Raw genomic sequence first — 21,446 nt, forward strand, 5'->3', positions numbered from 1 at the left:
CTAATTCCCGAGCTGGTAACCGGCGTTGTTGATCCACGTCGCCGTGTCCGACCGTTCCGACCAGACGCCGCTGCCCATCTTCTTCCACTCGCCGTACCGGATCTCGCAGCGGCCCGAGCCCGAGCACACCTGGAGCATGACCCGGTAGTACTTCTCGCTGAACCCCGAGCACTTGGTACCGCCCCAGTGCCGGTCCGGGTTCACCCTCGTGTCACAACTGCCCGCCGTCGGAGCGGCCGTCGCCGATGCCGCGGAGGTTCCGGTGAGAGCCGCCGCGGCGAGGCAGAGCGCGGCGAAGGTACGCAGGTTTCGCATGGGTCCCCCTGTGGACATGCCTGTGGTCTGGCGGGGGACGCTAGCGCAACCGGCGGTTGCTGTGAATGAGTTGTGAGGTCAAGAGTCGGTGTGGTGCTCCGGCAGGCCGGCCGCGGGTGGCCGGCGGGAACAACTCCGCCCCGCTCAGGCCCTGTTGAGGGGTGAGCGGGGCGTCGTCCGGGTGGGGCTACGGCTGCCGGTCAGTGGTTGCGCGGGAAGCCCAGGTCCACGCCCGAGGGGCCCTCGGAGGGGTCCGGCCAGCGGGTGGTGACCACCTTGCCGCGGGTGTAGAAGTGGGTGCCGTCGTTGCCGTAGATGTGGTGGTCGCCGAAGAGGGAGTCCTTCCAGCCGCCGAAGCTGTGGTAGCCGACGGGGACGGGGATGGGGACGTTGACGCCCACCATGCCCGCCTCGACCTCCAGTTGGAAGCGGCGGGCGGCGCCGCCGTCGCGGGTGAAGATCGCGGTGCCGTTGCCGAAGGGGGAGGCGTTGATCAACGCGATGCCTTCGTCGTACGTGTCTACGCGCAGGACCGTCAGGACCGGGCCGAAGATCTCCTCCTGGTACGCCTTGGCGGTCGTGGGGACCTTGTCCAGGAGCGAGATGCCGATCCAGTGGCCGTTCTCGAAGCCGTCGACGCGGAAGTCGCTGCCGTCCAGGACGACTTCGGAGCCCTCCGCCGCCGCGCCCTTCACGTAGGAGGCGACCTTGTCGCGGTGGGCCGCCGTGATCAGGGGGCCCATCTCGGAGGTCGGGTCGTTGCCGGGGCCGATCTTGATCTTCTCGGCGCGCTCGCGGATCTTCTCCACCAGCTCGTCGCCGATCGAACCGACCGCCACCACCGCGGAGATGGCCATGCAGCGCTCACCGGCCGAGCCGTAGGCGGCCGAGACAGCGGCATCCGCCGCCGCGTCCAGATCCGCGTCCGGGAGGACCAGCATGTGGTTCTTCGCGCCGCCGAGCGCCTGGACGCGCTTGCCGTTCGCGGAGGCCGTGGTGTGGATGTAGCGGGCGATCGGGGTCGAGCCGACGAAGGAGACGGCCTTGACGTCGGGGTGCTCGAGGAGGCGGTCGACGGCCACCTTGTCGCCGTGCACGACGTTGAAGACGCCGTCCGGCAGACCCGCTTCGGCCAGCAGCTCCGCGAGCTTGAGGGACGCCGAGGGGTCCTTCTCGCTCGGCTTGAGGACGAACGTGTTGCCGGTCGCGATGGCGATGGGGAACATCCACATCGGCACCATGGCCGGGAAGTTGAACGGCGTGATGCCCGCGACGACGCCCAGCGGCTGGCGGATCGAGGCGACGTCCACGCGGCTGGCGACCTGCGTCGACAGCTCGCCCTTCAGCTGGACGTTGATCCCGCAGGCCAGGTCGACGATCTCCAGGCCGCGCGCGACCTCGCCGAGCGCGTCGGAGTGGACCTTGCCGTGCTCGGCGGTGATCAGCTCGGCGATGGCGTCGCGGTTGGCGTCCAGCAGCGCGCGGAACTTGAAGAGGATCTCGGTGCGCTTGGCCAGCGAGGACTGGCCCCAGGACACGTACGCGTCCTTCGCGGCGGCGACCGCGGCGTCGACCTCGTCGACCGTCGCGAACGCGACCTTCGTGGTGACCTCGCCGGTCGCCGGGTCCGTGACCGGACCGAACGTGCCCGACGCGCCTTCGACGGTCTTGCCGCCGATCCAGTGGTTGACGATCTTCGTCATGACCAGGTGCTCCTTTTGTCGTTCAGAGGTGGCGGCGACGGGTGGCGACGTGCCGTTCGTACTGCTCGCGGGCCTTGATCGCGGACGGTCGGGTCGCGGTCTCGGCCACGGGAACATCCCACCAGGCTTGCGCCGGGGGCGCTCCCGACACTGTGTCTGCCGTTTCGGTCTCGACGTAGACACAAGTGGGGGTGTCGGCGGCGCGCGCCTCGGCGAGGGCCTCGCGCAGTCCGCCGACGGTCTTGGCGCGCAGGACGCGCATCCCGAGGCTCTCGACGTTGGCGGCGAGGTCCACGGGGAGGGGGGCGCCGGAGAAGGTGCCGTCGGAGGCGCGGTAGCGGTAGGCGGTGCCGTACCGCTCGCCGCCGGTCTCCTCGGAGAGGCCGCCGATGGACGCGTACCCGTGGTTCTGGATGAGGAGCATCTTGATCGCGATGCCCTCCTGTACGGCGGTGACGATCTCGGTCGGCATCATCAGGTACGTGCCGTCGCCGACCAGCGCCCAGACGTTGCGCTCGGGGGCGGCGATCTTGACGCCGATGGCCGCCGGGATCTCGTACCCCATGCAGGAGTACCCGTACTCCAGGTGGTACCCGTCCTTGGAGCGGGCCCGCCACAGCTTGTGCAGGTCGCCCGGGAGGGAGCCGGCCGCGTTGATGACGATGTCCGACTCGTCGGAGAGGGCGTCCAGTACCCCTAGTACCTGGGTCTGAGTGGGCCGTACGTCCTGCTCGGTCGCCTCGTACGCCGCGTCGACGCGCTGCTCCCAGCGCTCCTTGTCCTCGGTGTACTCGTCCACGTAGGCGGTACCGACGCGGTAGTCCTCAAGAGCTGCGGACAGCTCGGCCAGCGCGCTGCGCGCGTCCGCGACCAGCGGGAGGCCGGCCAGCTTGTGCGCGTCGTACCCCGCGATGTTGAGGTTGAGGAAGCGGGCGTCCGCGTCGAAGAGGGTGTTCGAGGCGGTGGTGAAGTCGGTGTAGCGGGTGCCGACGCCGATGATCAGGTCCGCGGTGCGGGCGAGTTCGTCGGCGGTGGCGGTGCCGGTGTGGCCCACTCCCCCTACGTCCTGAGGGTGGTCGTACGGGAGGGAGCCCTTGCCGGCCTGGGTGGAGGCTACGGGGATACCCGTAGTACTCACGAGGGAGGCGAGCGCCTCCTCCGCGCGGCTGTGGTGGACGCCGCCGCCCGCGACGATCAGGGGGCGCCGGGCCGCCTTGACCGCCTCGACGGCCGCCGTCAGCTCGACGGGGTCGGCGCCGGGGCGGCGTACCGTCCAGACCCGGTCCGCGAAGAACTCCTCCGGCCAGTCGTACGCCTCGGCCTGCACGTCCTGCGGGAGGGCGAGGGTGACGGCGCCGGTCTCGACCGGGTCGGTGAGGACGCGCATCGCCTGGAGGGCGGCCGGGATCAGGGCCTCGGGGCGGGTGACGCGGTCGAAGTACTTCGATACCGGGCGCAGCGCGTCGTTCACCGACACGTCGCCCGCGTACGGGACTTCGAGCTGCTGGAGGACCGGGTCGGCGACGCGGGTCGCGAAGATGTCACCCGGGAGGAGGAGGACCGGGAGGTGGTTCACCGTCGCGAGGGCCGCGCCCGTCACCAGGTTGGTGGCGCCGGGGCCGATCGACGTCGTCACCGCGTGGGCGGAGAGCCGGTTGGACTGGCGGGCGTAGCCGACGGCCGCGTGGACCATCGACTGCTCGTTGCGACCCTGGAGGTACGGCATCCGGGTGTCGTACTCGAGGAGTGCCTGGCCGAGGCCGGCCACGTTTCCGTGGCCGAAGATGCCCCAGGTCGCGCTGATCAACCGCTGCCGCTGCCCGTCGCGCTCGGTGTACTGGGCGGCCAGGAAGCGCACGAGCGCCTGGGCCACTGTGAGCCTGGTGGTCATCGGTAACCCTCCGTGTGGTCCGGGTGGAAGCAGATCCGCCATTCGCGGGTGGCACCCGGTCCGGCCATGACGTTCAGGTAGTACATGTCGTGGCCGGGCTGTGCGATCGACGGGCCGTGCCAGCCGTCGGGGACGAGGACGGCGTCACCCGAGCGGACCTCCGCGAGCACGTCCGCGCCGCCCTCACGGGAGGGGGACACGCGCTGGTAGCCGAAGCCGTGCGGGCCGTCGATCTCGAAGTAGTAGATCTCCTCCAGCTCGGCCTCCTCGCCCGGCCGGTGCTCGTCGTGCTTGTGCGGCGGGTACGACGACCAGTTGCCGCCCGGCGTGATGACCTCGACGGCGATCAGCCTGTCGCAGTCGAAGGCGTCGGCCGAGGCGAAGTTGCGGACATGGCGCAGTCGGTTCTCACTGCCCCTGTCCTCGACGGGGACCTCCGGTGCGGGGCCGTAGCGGGCGGGGAGTCGTCGCTCGCACTTCGCTCCTGCCAGGGCGAAGCGGCCTCCCGCACCGGAGGCGATCGTGGCCCGGGCGTCCCGGGGAACGTACGCGAAGTCGGTGACCCCCGCGAAAACGCTTTCCCTGCCCAGGAGTTGGAACTGTTCGCCGTCCGTTTGCACGGTACAGCCGCCTTCGAGGGGGAGGACGATCCACTCGCTCTCCCCCGCGTCGAAGGTGTGGGAGCCGTCGGGCCCCAACTCGACGATACGCAGGGCGCTGTAGCCCCAGCCCGCGCTCTTCGGGTCGATGTGGAGCGCGTAATCGCCTTGCGCGGACGCGCCCTTGGGTACATACAGGTCGTTACTCATGCGGCCCTCACAGCAGTCCTACGGCGGTGTCCACGGCGGTGGCGACGTCGCCGTCCGCCGGGTACAGCAGCGAACGGCCGACCACCAGGCCCCGGACGGTGGGGAGTTGGAGCGCGCCGCGCCACTTCTCGTACGCGCCGTCCTGGTCGCCGCCGACCTCGCCGCCCAGCAGCACGGCGGGCAGCGTCGACGTCTCCATGACCTGGGCCATGTCGTCGGGGTTGTCGGTGACGGGGAGCTTCAGCCAGGTGTAGGCCGAAGTGCCGCCCAGGCCCGAGGCGATGGCGATCGAGCGGGTGACGGCCTCGGCGGAGAGGTCGTTGACGACCTTGCCCTCGGGGGTCCGGCGGCTGATGAACGGCTCGACGAACAGCGGGAGTCGGCGGGCCGCCATGTCGTCGATGGCGCGGGCCGTGGTCTCCAGGGTGGTGAGGGAGCCCGGGTCGTCGTAGTCGATGCGGACGAGGAGTTTGCCGGCGTCGAAGTTCAACCGCTCGATGTCCTCGGCGCGGTGGCCGGTGAAGCGGTCGTCCATCTCGAAGACGGAGCCCTGGAGGCCGCCGCGGTTCATCGAGCCCATGACGACCTTGCCGTCGAGGGCGCCGAGCAGCAGCAGGTCGTCCAGGATGTCGGCGGTCGCGAGGACGCCGTCCACGCCGGGGCGGCTGAGCGCGAGGCACAGCCGTTCGAGGAGGTCGGCGCGGTTGGCCATGGCAAGCTTGTCGCCGCCGACGCCGAGGGCGCCGCGCGCGGGGTGGTCGGCCGCGACGATCATCAGGCGGCCGGTGTCGTTCACGAGGGGGCGCCGGACGCGGTTCGCGGCGGCTTCGGCGACCGCCTCGGGGCGTTCGGTGCGCAGGCGGACGATCTCGCCGACGTCGACGGCTACGGGGCTCATCGGCCGGCTCCGGTCTCGGGGGTGGGTGCGGTGCCCGGGGTGGCGGCAGGGCCGGCGTTGGGGGCGGCCGTTTCAGCAACCGCTTGCACAACCGCGCCCGCCGCGCCCGAGATCTCCGGGGTGACCTCGCCCGCCGCGACGGCCGCCTCGATCTCGGCGGTCGTCGGCATCGCCGAGCTGCACTCCAGCCGGGAGGCGACGATCGCCCCGGCGGCGTTGGCGTGGCGCATGATCTTCTCCAGGTCCCAGCCTTCGAGGAGGCCGTGGCAGAGGGAGCCGCCGAAGGCGTCGCCCGCGCCGAGGCCGTTGAGGACGCTCACCGGCAGCGGCGGGACCTCGGCCTCCTCGCCCTTGCTGTTGACCGCGAGGACGCCCTTGGGTCCCTGCTTGACGACGGCGAGTTCGACGCCCGCGTCGAGCAACGCCCGTGCGGCGGCCCGGGGTTCGCGCACGCCGGTCGCGACCTCGACCTCGTCGAGGTTGCCGACGGCGACGGTCGTGTGCTTCAACGCCTCGGTGTAGAACGGGCGGGCGGTCTCGGGGTCGGACCAGAACATGGGGCGCCAGTCGAGGTCGAAGACCGTCGTGCCGGACTTCGCGCGGTGGGCGAGGGCGGCGAGGGTCGCCGTACGGCTGGGCTCCTCGCTGAGGCCGGTGCCGGTGACCCAGAACAAGCGGGCCTCCTGAAGGGCCGTCAGATCCAGTTCGTCGGCGGCGATTTCGAGGTCCGGCGCCTTCGGGCGGCGGTAGAAGTAGAGCGGGAAGTCGTCCGGCGGGAAGACCTCGCAGAAGGTGACCGGGGTCGGCAGGCCGGCCACCGGGGTGACCCAGCGGTCGTCGACGCCGAAGCGGCGCAGCTCCTCGTGGAGGTAGGTGCCGAAGGGGTCGTCACCGGTGCGGGTGATGACGGCCGCGCTGCGGCCGAGGCGGGCCGCCGCGACCGCGACGTTCGTCGCCGAGCCGCCCAGGAACTTCCCGAAGGAGGTGACCTGCGGGAGTGGGACGCCCGTCTGGAGCGGATAGAGGTCCACTCCGATCCGTCCCATGGTGATCAGGTCGTACGCCATCGGGTTCCCTTCACGTCGGCTCTCCAGGGCATGCGGCTGGCTGCAAGGGTTTTCTAGTCCCGCTCTCCACGAGCTGTCAATACTTTGTCCAGACATTCGGACCAGCTCTTGACACCTCTCCCGGGAAGACCGCACGCTGACGCCCATGACGACGCTGTCCTCATCTCCTTCACTCTCCCGTATCCGGATCGGTTCGGCCCCCGACAGCTGGGGCGTCTGGTTCCCGGACGACCCCGCCCAGGTGCCCTGGCAGCGGTTCCTCGACGAGGTCTCCGCGTCCGGGTACGAGTGGATCGAGCTGGGCCCCTACGGGTACCTCCCGACCGATCCCGCAGTCCTCACGGAGGAGATCGCCAGGCGGAACCTCAAGGTGTCGGCCGGGACGGTCTTCACGGGGCTGCACCACGGCGAGTCCGTCTGGGAGAAGACCTGGGCGCACGTCGCGGACAACGCCGTCCTCGCGCAGGCGATGGGCGCGAAGCACCTCGTCGTCATCCCGTCCTTCTGGCGCGACGACAAGACCGGCGAGGTCCTGGAGCCGGACACGCTGACGCCGGAACAGTGGCGCAATCTGAACACCCTCACCGAGCGGCTCGGCGAGCGCGTGCGGGACGAGTACGGGCTCCAGATCGTCGTCCACCCGCACGCCGACACCCACATCGACAGCGAGGAGAACGTCGTCCGGTTCCTGGACGGCACGGACTCCGGGCTGGTCTCGCTCTGCCTCGACACCGGGCACTACGCGTACTGCGGCGGCGACAGCGTCAAGCTGATCGAGACGTACGGGGAGCGGATCGGGTACCTGCACCTCAAGCAGGTCGACCCCGAGATCCTCGCGGACGTCCGCGCGAAGGGCACGCCGTTCGGGCCGGCCGTCGCGCAGGGGGTCATGTGCGAGCCGCCGACGGGGGTGCCGGAGCTGGGGCCCGTCCTGGAGGCGGCCGGGAAGCTGGACGTCGACCTGTTCGCGATCGTCGAGCAGGACATGTACCCGTGCGAGCCGGACAAGCCGCTGCCGATCGCGCAGCGCACGCGGGCGTTCCTGCGGTCCTGCGGGGCCTGAACGCCCTCTTGTTCACCGTGTCCGAAACGCGCTCCCCACAGGGGCGCGTTTCGGGCATTTCTTGTCAGGTGTGTCACAAACACCACCCCCGTGTCACGCATGTCCGGTGTACGCGGGCTTTCGGTCACACGTGATCAACCGACGCTTCCCCCCGGTCGGCCCGCGTCGTTCAGCAGTTCATGACAGACCGTCAGCTCTGGTCCTACAGGGACATCGCCGCACACATCCGCGTCCAGCCGGACACCGTCCGCTCCTACCGCAAGCACGGGCTCCTGCCGCCCCCGGACCACGTCGAAGGGGGCAAGCCGTTCTGGTACGCCGACACGGTCCGGGCGTGGGCCGCGTCGAGACCCCGGAGCCAGACCCGCCGGGAGGAGTGACCGGCCCCCGGCCGCCCCGTCAGCCCCGCCGGCCCCGTCGGCGGGCCCGTCGACGGCCCCGTCCGAGGCCCCGGAAATTCCACTGTGCCCCGCCCCCGGGTGGGGCACAGTGCCGTCCATGGACTTCTCCGTGAAACCCGTCCTCACCGGCCCCCTGACCGTCCTGCGCCCCTTCACCGAGGCCGACGCCGAGGGGATGGCCGTCCTGCTGGACGACCCCGAGGTGATCCGGTTCACCGGGGCCTCTCCGAATCCGCTCGGCCCCGAGTTCCTGCGGTCCTGGTACGGGTCGCGTGCCGCGCAGGCCGACCGGCTCGACCTCGCCGTGACCGACCGGGCCAGTGGGGAACTGGTCGGGGAGGTCGTCCTCAACGAGTGGGACCCGGAGGCCCGCAGCTGTACGTTCCGCACGATGCTGGGGCCGCGCGGGCGGGGGCGGGGGCTCGGCACGGAGGCCACCCGGCTGATCGTCGGGTACGGATTCGACCGGATCGGACTGCATCGGATCGGGTTGGAGGCGTACGCGTTCAATTCTCGCGCCCTGAGGGTCTACGAGAAGGTCGGGTTCGTGCGGGAGGGGATACGCAGGGAGATCGAGCTGAAGGACGGGGAGTGGGTGGACGAGGTGCTCATGGCGGTCCTGGAGGGCGAGTGGGCCGTCCACCGGGGGTGGCCCGAGGCCGCCGGGGTCACGTCCACGGCGCGATGACCGTCACCCCGGAACCCGGCGCCGTACCCATCTCGGCCAGTGCCCGCGGGACGGCGTCGAGGCCGATCGTCGAGGTGACGAGCCGGTCGGGGCGCAGGACGCCGGAGCGGACCGCCTCCAGCATCTCCGGGTAGGTGTGGGCGGCCATGCCGTGGCTGCCGATGATGCGCAGTTCCAGGGCGATCGCGCGGGCCATCGGGACGGGGGTCGTGCCGGTGTCCGAGGGGAGCAGGCCGACCTGGAGGTGCCGGCCCCTGCGGCGCAGGGAGTTCACGGACGCGGCGCAGGTCGCCGGGGAGCCGAGGGCGTCCAGGGAGAGGTGGGCGCCGCCGCCGGTCAGCTCACGGACGTACGCCGCCGTGTCGTCCACGGTGCTCGCGTCGACGCACTCCGTCGCGCCGAACTCCCTCGCGAGGCGGAGGGCGTGCGGGGAGATGTCGACGGCGATCACCCGGGCACCGGCGGCTGCCGCGATCATGACGGCGGAGAGGCCCACGCCGCCGCAGCCGTGTACAGCGACCCACTCGCCCGGGGCGGCGCGGCCCTGCTGGACCACCGCGCGGAAGGCGGTCGCGAAGCGGCAGCCGAGGGAGGCGGCGGTGGCGTACGAGATGTCTTCCGGGAGGGCGACCAGGTTGACGTCCGCGTGGTCCAGGGCGACGTACTGGGCGAAGGAGCCCCAGTGGGTGAAGCCGGGCTGCGTCTGGTTCTCGCAGACCTGGTGGTCGCCCGCCTGGCAGGAGGGGCAGTGGCCGCAGGCGCAGACGAAGGGGACGGTGACGCGGTCGCCGGGGTGCCAGCGGGTGACGTCCGGGCCGGTCTCCTCGACGACTCCCGCGAGTTCGTGGCCGGGGACGTGCGGGAGGGTGATGTCCGGGTCGTGCCCCTTCCAGGCGTGCCAGTCGCTCCGGCACAGTCCGGTGGACTCCACCCGGACGACCACTCCGTGCGCCCGGGGACCCGGGTCCGGAACCTCCCTGACCTCGGCCCGCTCCCCGTACCGCTCGAACACCACTGCCCGCATGCCGCGCTCCCTTCGGTGAGGTGATCATGCAGGAGTCGGGGGTGGGTGGGTAGTGGGGGTGCGGGGTGGTGGGCTTCGATCGGGCCGGTGGGTGGCTGGGGGCGGAGGGCCGCTCACCCGCGCGTGCGGGGTGCCTCCCCCAAGCTCTTCGAACAGGGGGGACCCCCAGCCCACCCGTGCCGCCCCATGGGGGTACCTCCCAGGCCCTTCGGGCACTGGGGGAGGCACGACTGCCCGCAGCTAGGTGCAGACAGGAACGTGGGTGCGGGTGGGAGGGAGGCAGCGCGGCTGGCCGCAGCTAGGGCCGGGGGGTGGGTGGAGGGTGTCGCCCGTGCGCTTCGTCCGGACTGCGGGGTGTCTCGTACGCGCCTAAAGTGCGACGAAAGTTGCTCTCTCCGTCGTCCGAGGGGCCCCTGTGACGTATTCGCCGCCGCCTGGTGCTCCTCGGGCGCGTATTCCTGGTCCGCAGCAGCCGCCGCCGGGGTATCCGCGGATTCGGGCGGGGTTGTGGAGGCATGCGCTGGGGGGTGGGCTGGGGCTGTGGGTGTTGACGGCGGTGGTGACGTACGCGACCGGGAACACGACGTTGCTGCCGACGCTCATCCTGCTGGGGAGTTTCCTCGTTCCCGTGACGTTCGTGCTGTGGGCTTATGAGCGGCACGGGCGGGATCTCGGGGTGAGTGTGCTGCTGGGGTGCTTTCTGACCGGGGGGACGCTCGGGGTGCTGGGGGCGTCGGTCATGGAGACGTACCTGCTGCACCCCTCCGCCTGGATGTTCGTCGGGGTGGGGCTGATCGAGGAGGCCGTGAAGCTCGGGGCGCTGATGCTGGTGCTGCGGCGGCAGGTACGGCTGCGGGGGATGCGGACGGGGCTGGTGCTCGGGGCGACCGTGGGGTTCGGGTTCGCGGCGCTGGAGAGCGCCGGGTACGCGTTCAACGCGGCGGTGTCGACCGAGGGGATCGACCTGCGGGCGCTGGTGGAGACGGAGGTGCTCAGGGGGCTGCTCGCGCCGTTCGGGCACGGGCTGTGGACGTCGATCGCCGGCGGCGTACTCCTGTCGTACCGGATGCCCAACGGGCGGTTCCGGATCACCGGGGCGGTCGCCTGGACGTTCCTCGGTGTGTCGCTGCTGCACGCGGCGTGGGACTCGACGCACGGGATCGCGGTCTGGCTGGTGACCCGGCTGACGAGCGTGAACCTGGAGCGCGGCCTGTTCGAGGTGGGGTACCTGGCGGACGCGACCCGGCAGCAGGCCCACCTGTTCACGGCGTTCTCGGTCGGCGGGATGGCCTGCGTCGCCCTGCTCGGGGTGGCGTGGGCGCGGTCGCTGGCCCGCCGGGACCCCTCTTGGAGAAATACCCCCTAGGGGTATAGAGTCGGGAACAGAAGGAGCACCGTGGGCCCCAGTCGGCCCCTGCTCCCCCACGCCTTCCCGAGGAGTAACGACATGACCGCCTCCACCGACACCGTCACCGCCGTCTACAAGGTCAGCGGCATGAGCTGCGGCCACTGCGAGGGCTCCGTCTCCGGCGAGATCTCCCAGCTCGACGGCGTCAGCTCGGTCAAGGCCGTCGCCTCCACCGGCGAGGTCACGGTCGTCTCGGCCGCCGCGCTCGACGAGGAGGCCGTCCGCGCCGCCGTCGACGAGGCCGGCTTCGAGCTGGTCGGCCGGGTCTGAGACCCCGCCCCCCGTTCACCCATCCCCCGACGGGCCGTACGACCGACCGGTCAGGTACGGCCCGTCGCGCTTCCTGGAGTACGGAGATGTCCAGCACGCACGCACCGACGGCCCCGGAGACAGCCGAGGTCGAGCTGATCATCGGCGGCATGACCTGCGCCACCTGCGCCGTCCGCATCGAGAAGAAGCTCAACCGGATGGACGGCGTCGAGGCGACCGTCAACTACGCGACCGAGAAAGCCCGGGTCAGTTACCCCCCAGGGGTAGCTGTCACCGATCTGATCGAGACGGTCGTCAAGACCGGGTACACCGCCGAGGAACCCGCGCGTGTGGAGCCCGTCTCGGACGACGACGCCCCCGGGGAGGCCGATCCGGAACTCGACGGCCTGCGCCACCGCCTGCTGGTGTCCCTCGCCCTCGCGATACCGGTGGTCCTCCTGTCGATGGTCCCCTCGTTCCAGTTCGACAACTGGCAGTGGCTGACGCTGACGCTCGCCGCCCCGGTCGTCGTCTGGGGCGGCCTGCCCTTCCACAAGGCCGCCTGGACGAACCTGCGGCACGGCTCCACCACGATGGACACGCTGGTCTCGGTCGGGACGTCCGCCGCGTTCGGCTGGTCCCTGTGGGCGCTGTTCTTCGGCGACGCCGGGATGCCCGGGATGCGGCACGGCTTCGAGTTCACCGTCTCGCGCGAGGGCGCGTCGTCCGCGCTGTACCTCGAAGTGGCCGCCGGGGTCATCGCGCTCCTGCTGCTCGGCCGCTATCTGGAGGCGCGCGCGAAGCGGCGCTCCGGGGCCGCGATGCGGGCACTGATGGAGCTGGGCGCCAAGGACGTCGCCGTCCTGCGGGACGGGCGCGAGACTCGGGTCCCGGTCGGCGAGCTGAAGGCCGGCGACCGGTTCGTCGTACGGCCCGGGGAGAAGGTCGCGACGGACGGGGTGGTCGTCGAGGGCGCGTCCGCCGTGGACGCCTCGATGCTCACCGGGGAGTCCGTACCGGTCGACGTCGGGCCCGGGGACACCGTCACCGGGGCGACCGTCAACGCCGGGGGGCGGCTCGTCGTCGAGGCCACGCGCGTGGGCGCCGACACGCAGCTCGCCCGGATGGCGCGGCTCGTGGAGAACGCGCAGAGCGGGAAGGCGCGGGTGCAGCGGCTGGCCGACCGGATCTCCGGGGTGTTCGTGCCGGCCGTGCTGCTGATCGCCGCCGCGACGTTCGGGGGCTGGCTGGGGGCGACCGGTGACACGGTGGCCGCGTTCACCGCCGCCGTCGCCGTCCTGATCATCGCCTGCCCGTGCGCGCTGGGGCTCGCGACGCCGACCGCGCTGCTGGTGGGGACCGGGCGGGGGGCCCAGCTCGGGATTCTCATCAAGGGGCCCGAGGTGCTGGAGTCCACGCGGCGGGTCGACACCGTCGTCCTCGACAAGACGGGGACGGTGACGACGGGCCGGATGACGCTCCAGGAGGTGTACGCGGCCGAGGGGACCGGCGAGGAGGAGGTGCTGCGGCTCGCGGGAGCGCTGGAGCACGCGTCCGAGCACCCCGTCGCGCGGGCGATCGCCGCAGGCGCCACTGAACGGGTCGGGGAGCTGCCCGAGGTGTCCGGGTTCGAGAACGTGCCCGGGAGGGGCGTACGCGGCCGTGTGGACGGCCTGGAGGTCGCCGTGGGGCGGCTCTTCGAGGGCGCCGGGGAGGTGCCGCGGGAGCTGGCCCGGGTGAAGGAGGCGGCCGAGCGGGCGGGGCGTACCGCCGTCGTCGTCGGCTGGGACGGGCACGCGCGCGGGGTGCTCACCGTCGCGGACGCGGTGAAGGAGGGCAGCGCGCAGGCCGTGCGGGAGCTGCGCGCGCTCGGGCTCACGCCGGTGCTGCTCACCGGGGACAACCGGACCGTCGCGGAGTCCGTCGCGGCCGAGGTCGGGATCGACGAGGTGATCGCGGAGGTGCTGCCGGAGGACAAGGTGGCGGCCGTGGAGCGGTTGCAGGCCGAGGGCCGGGTCGTCGCGATGGTCGGGGACGGGGTCAACGACGCCGCCGCGCTCGCGCGGGCCGACCTCGGGCTCGCGATGGGGACCGGGACGGACGCGGCGATCGAGGCGGGCGACCTCACGCTCGTCCGCGGGGACCTGCGGGTCGCGGCCGACGCCATCCGGCTCTCCCGGAGGACCCTCTCGATCATCAAGGGGAACCTCGTGTGGGCGTTCGGCTACAACGTCGCCGCGCTGCCGCTGGCCGCCGCCGGGCTGCTCAATCCGATGATCGCGGGGGCGGCGATGGCCTTCTCCTCGGTGTTCGTGGTCACGAACAGCCTCCGGTTGCGTACGTTCCGCTGAAGATCGGCGAAAGTTACCTAGGGTTACAGGGAGTTGGTTCAATTTGAGACCACTGGATATGACAATCCCCCTGGAGTCCGGGCAGCACCTCACATAAGCTCTTCACAAGGCTCGCGCATCTTCACCACGCAAGAGCCCCGGTCGCCGTATCCGGTCACTTGCGCACCAAACGGGACATGCGCGAGAGACACAGATCACAGTGATGTGAACGTAACCATCGAAGGGGTTCGAAGGTCTAAGTTGACGGTGTCAGGAAGCGTCTTGGGGGGCGCCGACTGGCATCTGAGGATGTCTTGGGGGACCTCCTCAGAGATGCGTTGCCGGGACACGTACAACGGGAAGCTTTGAGCGGCCCTCCCAGCGTGCGCGTCCCGGCAGATCGCAAACCCTGACGGTGCGACGACTTTTGCTCGTTCCGCTCACGCACAACCGCATACGCAGTACACAGCACAGCGATTCAGGCGCTGTCCTCCGAAACGCCCGGCCGGATCCCGTGGGGGGAATCCGCACCGGGACATGGGAAGGCGCCCTGGACGTCGGCCCGTGGGGGGACCGGCGCCAGGGCGCCTTCTGCTGTCCGGGGACGTTTTCGACGCCCCCGCGCGCGTGAAGGCGATATTCACCGACACCCCCGCGCGCGGAAAAGCTTTTCCATTTCACCGCGCGGCCGTATTCCCCGGCCTAGGCCGTGTCTTTCGGATCGGTCCGCCTCAAGAAGCGGTGCCTTGGTGACGCCGGTGAGCGGGGTGTGGTGCGTGCAGCTGCAAGGCGGAGGAGGGAGTCGACGCGGCGCGTCGGCGACTGACGACAACGCCGCAGATGTGCGTGCCACACCCCGCGCCCAGGGCCGATCCGAAAGACACGGCCTAGATCGCGAAATGCCACACCGTCACCATGTACGCCCCGTACCAGGAGCCGAACAGCGCGGCGACCGCCAGGGTGACGATCGCGGTGCTCGCGCGTACGCGCGCGAGTGCGCGTGCGGCGGGGATCACGAAGATCAGGGCGGGGATCAGCAGGCGCAGCTTGGAGTGGTAGAAGTTGCTCTGGCCGAGGGTCAGGAGAAGGACGACCGTTCCGTAGACGGCCAGCGGGGGCCAGACCCGGTCGCGCCAGGCGGCTGCGGTGGCGGCGACGAGGGCGAGCAGCAGCAGGGCCGTGCTGACCGGGACCCAGCCGTCGGCCTTGGTGAAGGTGTCGCCGAGGAAGCCGAAGAAGGCGGCGCCGTTGTCCCAGCGGGTGCCCCAGCCGGCCTCCTGGATCTTGAACCAGGCGTCGGGCTCGCCGGTGCGCAGCGCGACCCACAGGACGTAACCGGGGACGCCGCAGTAGGAGACCAGGAGGGCGGCCACGGGGCGCCAGACGATGCGGCCCTCCCGGCGGAGGTGGAGGGCGACCGCGACGCCCAGGGCGGCCATCAGGGCCACCGCGACGGGCCGGGTGAGGCCCGCGAGGAGGATCAGGGTGCCGGCCGTCAGCCACGCCTTGCGGTGGATCGCGAGGAGCGCGCCGGCCGCGAACGCGAGGAACAGCGACTCGCTGTAGGACATCAGGAAGACGAGCGCCATGGGCTGGGCGCAGGCGACGAGGAACGTCGCGATGTGCGCGGTGCGGCGGTCGTAGAGGTCCAGCAGGAGGCGGTGCAGGCATATCAGCGCGGCTATGAGCGCGAGGTGCGCGGTGACGAGCCCGGCGGTGTCGTAGTCCAGGAAGGTCAGCGTGTGGACCGTGCGGACCAGGAAGGGGTAGGCCGGGAAGAAGGCCAGGGTGCCGCCCTGGAGGCCGTTCTGGGTGATCGCGAAGTCGTGGGGGTAGCCGTTGCGGGCGATGTCCAGGAACCACTGCCCGTCCCAGGAGATCAGCCGGTCGTGCACGCTCTGGTCGCCCGGCGGGTTCAGCAGGACGAGCAGGACGAGGTGCAGGACCAGCGCGACGCCGTACACGGCGAGCGGGAAGCGGGCCGCGCGGGCCGCCCGGTACAGGCGGGTCGGGCGCGGGCGGGCGTTCCAGGGGTCCAGGCGCGGCGGCGGGGCGGGGGCGCGCACCTCGGGCGGCAGGGGGCCACGGGCCGGCAGGGGCAGGGGGGTGGGCGGCATAGGGGAAGTTCGCAATTCTTTCTTGGGGAATGCGGTACTGCGGTGCCTGGCAGGGAATTGAGGCTCGGTCAGCCCGGGCCCGGGCTCGGATACGGGCGGGTATCCGGGGGTGGAAGGCGGTGTTCGGGGGGAACTCCGAGAGGGCTCGCATTCGGCGGGGAATTGCGATGGGTCACGGTGGGGTGACCTGTCGGGAACACCAGCGCGAGCGCGCCGAGTAACAGCGAGGCGGCGGCGCATGAGCCGAGGAGAGTGGCTCTGTACGGGTGCGACGGCATGTCGGCGTCTCCGGGCGTGGATCGGTGGGGGGTCTCCAGGAGCCGGATATCGCGCGGCGACGGGGAAATCGCCCGCGCCCTCGCGATTACCAGTTCGATCCTCTCACGCGGCAGTTCGGGGAAATAGTCCGCCGGGTTGCTTGAAGTGTAAAGCTTCGATCTCGTTTGTGAATTCATGGTGAAAAGTGAGCGTCGTTCCGATACTGACCGGTCGCTTTTCCGGACGGCCCGGAATCGGCCGTTCACACCTCGTTGTCAGACCCGGGCGGTACCTTCGGATCATGTCCAGTCAGGCGGGGAACCCCTCGGGTGAACGGCGGTCGACGACCCTCGAAGGCGTGCTGGAGCGCATCACGTACGCGAACGAGGAGAACGGCTACACGATCGCCCGCGTAGACACCGGAAGAGGCGCCGGTGATCTTCTCACGGTCGTCGGGGCGCTCCTCGGGGCGCAGGTCGGGGAGTCGCTGCGGATGGAGGGCCGCTGGGGCTCGCACCCGCAGTACGGCAAGCAGTTCACCGTGGAGAACTACACGACGGTCCTGCCCGCGACCGTCCAGGGCATCCGGCGCTATCTCGGCTCCGGCCTGGTCAAGGGCATCGGCCCGGTCTTCGCCGACCGCATCACCCAGCACTTCGGCGTCGACACCCTGCGGATCATCGAGGAGGAGCCGAAGCGCCTGATCGAGGTCCCCGGCCTCGGCCCCAAGCGCACGCGCAAGATCGCCGACGCCTGGGAGGAGCAGAAGGCGATCAAGGAGGTCATGCTCTTCCTCCAGACCGTCGAGGTGTCGACGTCCATCGCGGTGCGGATCTACAAGAAGTACGGCGACGCCTCGATCTCCGTCGTCAAGAACCAGCCCTACCGCCTCGCGGCCGACGTCTGGGGCATCGGCTTCCTCACCGCCGACAAGATCGCCCAGTCCGTCGGCATCCCGCACGACAGCCCGGAGCGCGTGAAGGCGGGCCTCCAGTACGCGCTCTCCCAGTCGGCCGACCAGGGCCACTGCTACCTCCCGGAGGAGCGCCTCATCGCGGACGCGGTGAAGCTCCTCCAGGTCGACACCGGGCTCGTCATCGAGTGCCTGGCGGAACTGGCGGCACCCCCCGAGGACGGCGAGGACCCCGGCGTCGTCCGCGAGAAGGTCCCCGGGCCCGACGGCGAGCCGGTGACGGCCGTCTATCTGGTCCCGTTCCACCGCGCGGAGCTGTCGCTCTCCGGGCAGCTGCTGCGGCTGCTGCGCACCGGCGAGGACCGGATGCCGGGGTTCCGGGACGTCGTCTGGGAGAAGGCGCTCGGCTGGCTCAAGGGGCGTACGGGGGTGGAGCTCGCGCCCGAGCAGGAGGCGGCCGTACGGCTCGCGCTGAGCGAGAAGGTCGCGGTGCTGACGGGCGGGCCGGGGTGCGGGAAGTCGTTCACCGTGCGGTCGATCGTGGAGCTGGCGCGCGCGAAGCGGGCCAAGGTGCTGCTGGCCGCGCCGACCGGGCGCGCGGCGAAGCGGCTCGCGGAGCTGACCGGCGCCGAGGCGTCCACGGTCCACCGGCTGCTGGAGCTGAAGCCCGGCGGGGACGCGGCCTACGACCGGGACCGGCCGCTGGACGCGGACCTGGTCGTCGTCGACGAGGCGTCGATGCTGGACCTGCTGCTCGCGAACAAGCTGGTGAAGGCGGTCCCGCCGGGCGCGCATCTGCTGTTCGTGGGGGACGTCGACCAGTTGCCGAGCGTGGGTGCCGGTGAGGTGCTGCGGGATCTGCTCGCCGAGGGCGGGCCGGTGCCGGCGGTGCGGCTGACGCGCGTGTTCCGGCAGGCCCAGCAGTCTGGGGTGGTGACGAACGCGCACCGGATCAACGCCGGGCAGCATCCGGTGACCGACGGGATGCAGGACTTCTTCCTGTTCGTCGAGGACGACACGGAGGAGGCGGGGAAGCTCGCGGTGGACGTGGCCGCGCGGCGCCTCCCGGCCAGGTTCGGGCTCGATCCGCGGCGCGACGTACAGGTCCTGGCGCCGATGCACCGGGGGCCGGCCGGGGCCGGGAACCTCAACGGGCTGCTCCAGCAGGTCATCACGCCCGGGCGGCCCGACGTGCCCGAGCGGCGGTTCGGCGGGCGGGTGTTCCGGGTCGGCGACAAGGTCACGCAGATCCGCAACAACTACGACAAGGGGGCGAACGGCGTCTTCAACGGCACGGTCGGCGTCATCACCTCACTCGACCCGGTGGAACAGTGCCTCACCGTGCTGACGGACGAGGACGAGGAGGTGCCGTACGACTTCGACGAGCTGGACGAGCTGGCGCACGCCTACGCCGTCACCATCCACCGCTCCCAGGGCAGTGAATATCCCGCCGTGGTGATCCCCGTCACGACGGGAGCATGGATGATGCTCCAGCGGAACCTGCTGTATACGGCCGTCACCCGCGCGAAGCGCCTGGTGGTGCTCGTGGGGTCGCGCAAGGCGATCGGGCAGGCCGTGCGGACGGTCTCCGCGGGGAGGCGGTGCACGGCGCTGGACTTCAGACTGGCCCAAGGGTGATCCCCCGGCCGGCCGGGGGCCGGTCCCGGCACCGGGCAGAGCTCCTTGTTCTCCTGCCCTGTGAAGTCGTGGGAAAAAATGATCGATCAAATGAGTCACGAAGGTCACAGAGCACTTCCGGAAGCGGAACAAAGGCGGCAGGATGAGCAAGTTGGCGGCACTGAGTGCCGCCGACACGCCCGATGGCCGACCCCGAGTGCACTCTCCTGCGCCAAATGGGGGATGGTAGAGACAGTCAGGGCAACCTCGAAGATGAGGCACAACGTCGGTGAGGGAAGACGTGAGCGACAACTCAGTAGTACTGCGGTACGGCGACGGCGAGTACACCTACCCGGTGATCGACAGCACCGTCGGTGACAAGGGCTTCGACATCGGGAAGCTCCGCGCCCAGACCGGTCTCGTAACGCTCGACAGCGGCTACGGCAACACCGCCGCCTATAAATCCGCGATCACCTACCTCGACGGCGAAGCGGGCATTCTTCGCTACCGGGGCTACCCGATCGAGCAGTTGGCCGAGCGCTCCACGTTCCTGGAGGTGGCCTACCTGCTGATCAACGGGGAGCTGCCGACCGTCGACGAGCTCGCCGTGTTCAAGAGCGACATCACGCAGCACACCCTGCTGCACGAGGACGTCAAGAACTTCTACAAGGGGTTCCCGCGCGACGCCCACCCGATGGCGATGCTGTCGTCGGTCGTCTCCGCGCTGTCGACGTTCTACCAGGACAGCCACAATCCCTTCGACGAGAAGCAGCGCAACCTCTCGACGATCCGGCTGCTCGCGAAGCTTCCGACGATCGCCGCGTACGCGTACAAGAAGTCCGTCGGGCATCCGTTCGTCTACCCGCGCAACGACCTCGGGTACGTCGAGAACTTCCTGCGGATGACGTTCTCCGTCCCCGCGCAGGACTACGACCTCGACCCGGTCGTCGTCGCGGCGCTGGACAAGCTGCTCATCCTGCACGCCGACCACGAGCAGAACTGTTCGACCTCGACGGTCCGGCTGGTCGGGTCGTCGCAGGCGAACATGTTCGCCTCCATCTCCGCCGGCATCAACGCGCTGTGGGGTCCGCTGCACGGCGGGGCCAACCAGTCCGTGCTGGAGATGCTCGAAGGCATCCAGGCGAGCGGGGGTGACGTCGACTCCTTCATCCGCAAGGTGAAGAACAAGGAGGACGGCGTCCGGCTCATGGGCTTCGGGCACCGGGTCTACAAGAACTTCGACCCGCGCGCGAAGATCATCAAGGCGGCGGCGCACGATGTCCTCTCGGCGCTCGGCAAGTCCGACGAGCTGCTCGACATCGCGCTGAAGCTGGAGGAGCACGCGCTCTCGGACGACTACTTCGTCTCGCGCAGCCTCTACCCCAACGTCGACTTCTACACCGGGCTGATCTACCGGGCGATGGGGTTCCCGACGGAGATGTTCACGGTGCTGTTCGCGCTGGGGCGCCTTCCCGGGTGGATCGCCCAGTGGCACGAGATGATCAAGGAGCCCGGTTCGCGGATCGGGCGTCCGCGGCAGATCTACACGGGCGTCGTGGAGCGGGACTTCGTCCCGGTCGAGGAGCGCTGACGCCTCCGGCGGTTGCGCCGGGTGCGGGTGAATGTGGGCCGAGGGTCCTTCCGTCTGGTGATGGGAGGGCCCTTTGGCTGTGGGGGGTGGGGGGGCTGATCGGGGGCGGGAGCGGGGCGTGGACGGGGCGGGTTGTGGGCGAGAGCGGGGCGTGGACGCGGTGCCCTCCCGTGATCTGATACCCCCATGCCCGCCTCCGTCGCTCAACTCCACCGCCACCCCGTCAAGTCGATGCTCGGCGAGCGTCTCCCCGCCGCCGACCTCACCGACCGAGGGCTCACCGGCGACCGCCGCTACGCCCTGCTCGACACGGAGAGCGGGAAGGTGGCGAGCGCCAAGTCCCCGCGCCTGTGGCGGGAGTTGCTGCGGTGTACGGCACTCACCGGCGACTCCGGGGTGAGCATCGGTACGCCGGACGGCCGGAGTTGGGCCGTCGACGACCCCGGCGTCCACGACGCGCTCTCCGCCCACCTCGGGCGTGAGGTCACCCTCGTCGACACGCCCCCGCCGGCCGCGAGCCTCGACAGGGACCGCCCCGAAGAGGTGCTGGAACACGGTGTCACGGCTCAAGTCGCCCATGACCTGGTCGAGTTCGGCTCGGCCGCTCCGCCGGGCACCTTCTTCGACTTCGCCCCGGTCCACCTGGTCACCACCTCGACCCTGCGCGCCCTGGCCGCCCTGAGCCCGCGCGGCACGGTGGAGGCGGAGCGCTACCGGGCCAACCTGGTGATCGGCACGGAGGGCGAGGGGTTTCCGGAACACGCCTGGGTGGGGCGGGAGTTGGCCATCGGTGACGACGTCGTCCTGCACATCGTCGCCTCGACGCCCCGGTGTGCCGTACCGACCCTGGCGCACGGGCGGCTTCCGCGCGACCCGGACGCGTTGCGCGTTCCGGCCCGGCACAACCGGGTTCCCGCGCTGCCGGGGAGAGCGGCGGAGCCGTGTGTCGGGGTGTACGCGAAGGTCGTGAGGGGTGGCCGGGTGCGCGAAGGGGACGCCGTGCGGCTCTGAAAAAATCTTCAAGAAGCCGTACAACCCTTTCCCACCATCGCCGGTCGTACTGTGCGTCGGAACCTTGGAGGGGGATCTGGGGGGATCACGAGG

The 21,446-nt window shown here is 70.6% G+C and carries 17 protein-coding genes; 9 read left to right on the forward strand and 8 right to left on the reverse strand.

What is annotated here, in order from left to right:
- The 6 genes from ABZX85_RS11810 to iolC all read right to left on the reverse strand — a co-directional run bounded on the left by ABZX85_RS11810 (window position 1) and on the right by iolC (window position 6,683).
- Complete coding sequence (locus ABZX85_RS11810) at window positions 1-315, reverse strand: hypothetical protein (protein ID WP_355865353.1); 315 nt, start codon at window positions 313-315, stop codon at window positions 1-3.
- A gap of 200 nt (window positions 316-515) precedes the next feature.
- Window positions 516-2,018 (reverse strand): CoA-acylating methylmalonate-semialdehyde dehydrogenase, encoded by a 1,503-nt coding sequence (gene mmsA, locus ABZX85_RS11815; RefSeq protein ID WP_355865356.1) that lies wholly within the window; start codon window positions 2,016-2,018, stop codon window positions 516-518.
- 22 nt (window positions 2,019-2,040) lie between these two features.
- The gene (iolD, locus tag ABZX85_RS11820) at window positions 2,041-3,909 is read right to left on the reverse strand and encodes a 3D-(3,5/4)-trihydroxycyclohexane-1,2-dione acylhydrolase (decyclizing) (RefSeq protein WP_355865359.1); all 1,869 of its coding nucleotides are present in this window, start codon (window positions 3,907-3,909) and stop codon (window positions 2,041-2,043) included.
- Window positions 3,906-4,718 carry a 5-deoxy-glucuronate isomerase gene (gene iolB, locus ABZX85_RS11825; RefSeq protein ID WP_355865362.1) on the reverse strand — a complete coding sequence of 271 codons (813 nt, stop codon included), beginning with the start codon at window positions 4,716-4,718 and terminating at the stop codon, window positions 3,906-3,908. The genes iolD and iolB overlap by 4 nt, the downstream gene beginning before the upstream one ends.
- Window positions 4,719-4,725: 7 nt before the next feature.
- Window positions 4,726-5,616, reverse strand: a complete 891-nt coding sequence (locus ABZX85_RS11830; protein WP_355865365.1) for a deoxyribose-phosphate aldolase — start codon at window positions 5,614-5,616, stop codon at window positions 4,726-4,728.
- Window positions 5,613-6,683, reverse strand: coding sequence for a 5-dehydro-2-deoxygluconokinase (iolC, locus tag ABZX85_RS11835; protein WP_355865368.1), 1,071 nt, complete (start codon window positions 6,681-6,683; stop codon window positions 5,613-5,615). The genes ABZX85_RS11830 and iolC overlap by 4 nt, the downstream gene beginning before the upstream one ends.
- A 145-nt stretch (window positions 6,684-6,828) precedes the next feature.
- Between iolC and ABZX85_RS11840 the strand changes: the two genes are divergently transcribed.
- The 3 genes from ABZX85_RS11840 to ABZX85_RS11850 all read left to right on the forward strand — a co-directional run bounded on the left by ABZX85_RS11840 (window position 6,829) and on the right by ABZX85_RS11850 (window position 8,835).
- Window positions 6,829-7,746 carry a sugar phosphate isomerase/epimerase gene (locus tag ABZX85_RS11840; RefSeq protein ID WP_355865371.1) on the forward strand — a complete coding sequence of 306 codons (918 nt, stop codon included), beginning with the start codon at window positions 6,829-6,831 and terminating at the stop codon, window positions 7,744-7,746.
- Between the two features lie 179 nt (window positions 7,747-7,925).
- Window positions 7,926-8,126: a MerR family transcriptional regulator gene (locus tag ABZX85_RS11845; protein WP_010350119.1), complete on the forward strand. Its 201-nt coding sequence runs from the start codon at window positions 7,926-7,928 to the stop codon at window positions 8,124-8,126.
- A 118-nt stretch (window positions 8,127-8,244) separates the two neighbouring features.
- Window positions 8,245-8,835: a GNAT family protein gene (locus ABZX85_RS11850; RefSeq protein ID WP_355865374.1), complete on the forward strand. Its 591-nt coding sequence runs from the start codon at window positions 8,245-8,247 to the stop codon at window positions 8,833-8,835.
- On the opposite strand, the gene ABZX85_RS11855 is transcribed toward ABZX85_RS11850, so the two are convergent.
- Complete coding sequence (locus ABZX85_RS11855; protein ID WP_355865377.1) at window positions 8,816-9,859, reverse strand: zinc-dependent alcohol dehydrogenase family protein; 1,044 nt, start codon at window positions 9,857-9,859, stop codon at window positions 8,816-8,818. The two genes, ABZX85_RS11850 and ABZX85_RS11855, sit on opposite strands and share 20 nt — an antisense overlap.
- 415 nt (window positions 9,860-10,274) lie before the next feature.
- Here ABZX85_RS11855 and ABZX85_RS11860 point away from each other — a divergent pair, with 415 nt between their 5' ends.
- The 3 genes from ABZX85_RS11860 to ABZX85_RS11870 all read left to right on the forward strand — a co-directional run bounded on the left by ABZX85_RS11860 (window position 10,275) and on the right by ABZX85_RS11870 (window position 13,867).
- Window positions 10,275-11,225: a PrsW family intramembrane metalloprotease gene (locus tag ABZX85_RS11860; RefSeq protein ID WP_355865380.1), complete on the forward strand. Its 951-nt coding sequence runs from the start codon at window positions 10,275-10,277 to the stop codon at window positions 11,223-11,225.
- Between the two features lie 81 nt (window positions 11,226-11,306).
- Complete coding sequence (locus ABZX85_RS11865; protein ID WP_355865383.1) at window positions 11,307-11,537, forward strand: heavy-metal-associated domain-containing protein; 231 nt, start codon at window positions 11,307-11,309, stop codon at window positions 11,535-11,537.
- A gap of 86 nt (window positions 11,538-11,623) precedes the next feature.
- Window positions 11,624-13,867, forward strand: a complete 2,244-nt coding sequence (locus tag ABZX85_RS11870; protein ID WP_355865386.1) for a heavy metal translocating P-type ATPase — start codon at window positions 11,624-11,626, stop codon at window positions 13,865-13,867.
- 866 nt (window positions 13,868-14,733) lie between these two features.
- Here the strand turns inward: ABZX85_RS11870 and ABZX85_RS11875 are convergent.
- Window positions 14,734-15,963 carry a mannosyltransferase family protein gene (locus ABZX85_RS11875; protein ID WP_355865389.1) on the reverse strand — a complete coding sequence of 410 codons (1,230 nt, stop codon included), beginning with the start codon at window positions 15,961-15,963 and terminating at the stop codon, window positions 14,734-14,736.
- A 559-nt stretch (window positions 15,964-16,522) separates the two neighbouring features.
- Here ABZX85_RS11875 and ABZX85_RS11880 point away from each other — a divergent pair.
- From ABZX85_RS11880 to ABZX85_RS11890, 3 genes are all read left to right on the forward strand, one after another.
- The gene (locus ABZX85_RS11880) at window positions 16,523-18,772 is read left to right on the forward strand and encodes an ATP-dependent RecD-like DNA helicase (RefSeq protein WP_355865392.1); all 2,250 of its coding nucleotides are present in this window, start codon (window positions 16,523-16,525) and stop codon (window positions 18,770-18,772) included.
- Window positions 18,773-19,052: 280 nt separating this feature from the next.
- The gene (locus ABZX85_RS11885) at window positions 19,053-20,342 is read left to right on the forward strand and encodes a citrate synthase (protein WP_355865395.1); all 1,290 of its coding nucleotides are present in this window, start codon (window positions 19,053-19,055) and stop codon (window positions 20,340-20,342) included.
- Between the two features lie 186 nt (window positions 20,343-20,528).
- Window positions 20,529-21,353 (forward strand): MOSC N-terminal beta barrel domain-containing protein, encoded by an 825-nt coding sequence (locus ABZX85_RS11890; protein WP_355865398.1) that lies wholly within the window; start codon window positions 20,529-20,531, stop codon window positions 21,351-21,353.
- Window positions 21,354-21,446 lie beyond the last annotated feature (93 nt).

The sequence above is a fragment of the Streptomyces sp. NPDC004539 genome, assembly GCF_040610055.1.
Classification (GTDB): Bacteria; Actinomycetota; Actinomycetes; order Streptomycetales; family Streptomycetaceae; genus Streptomyces.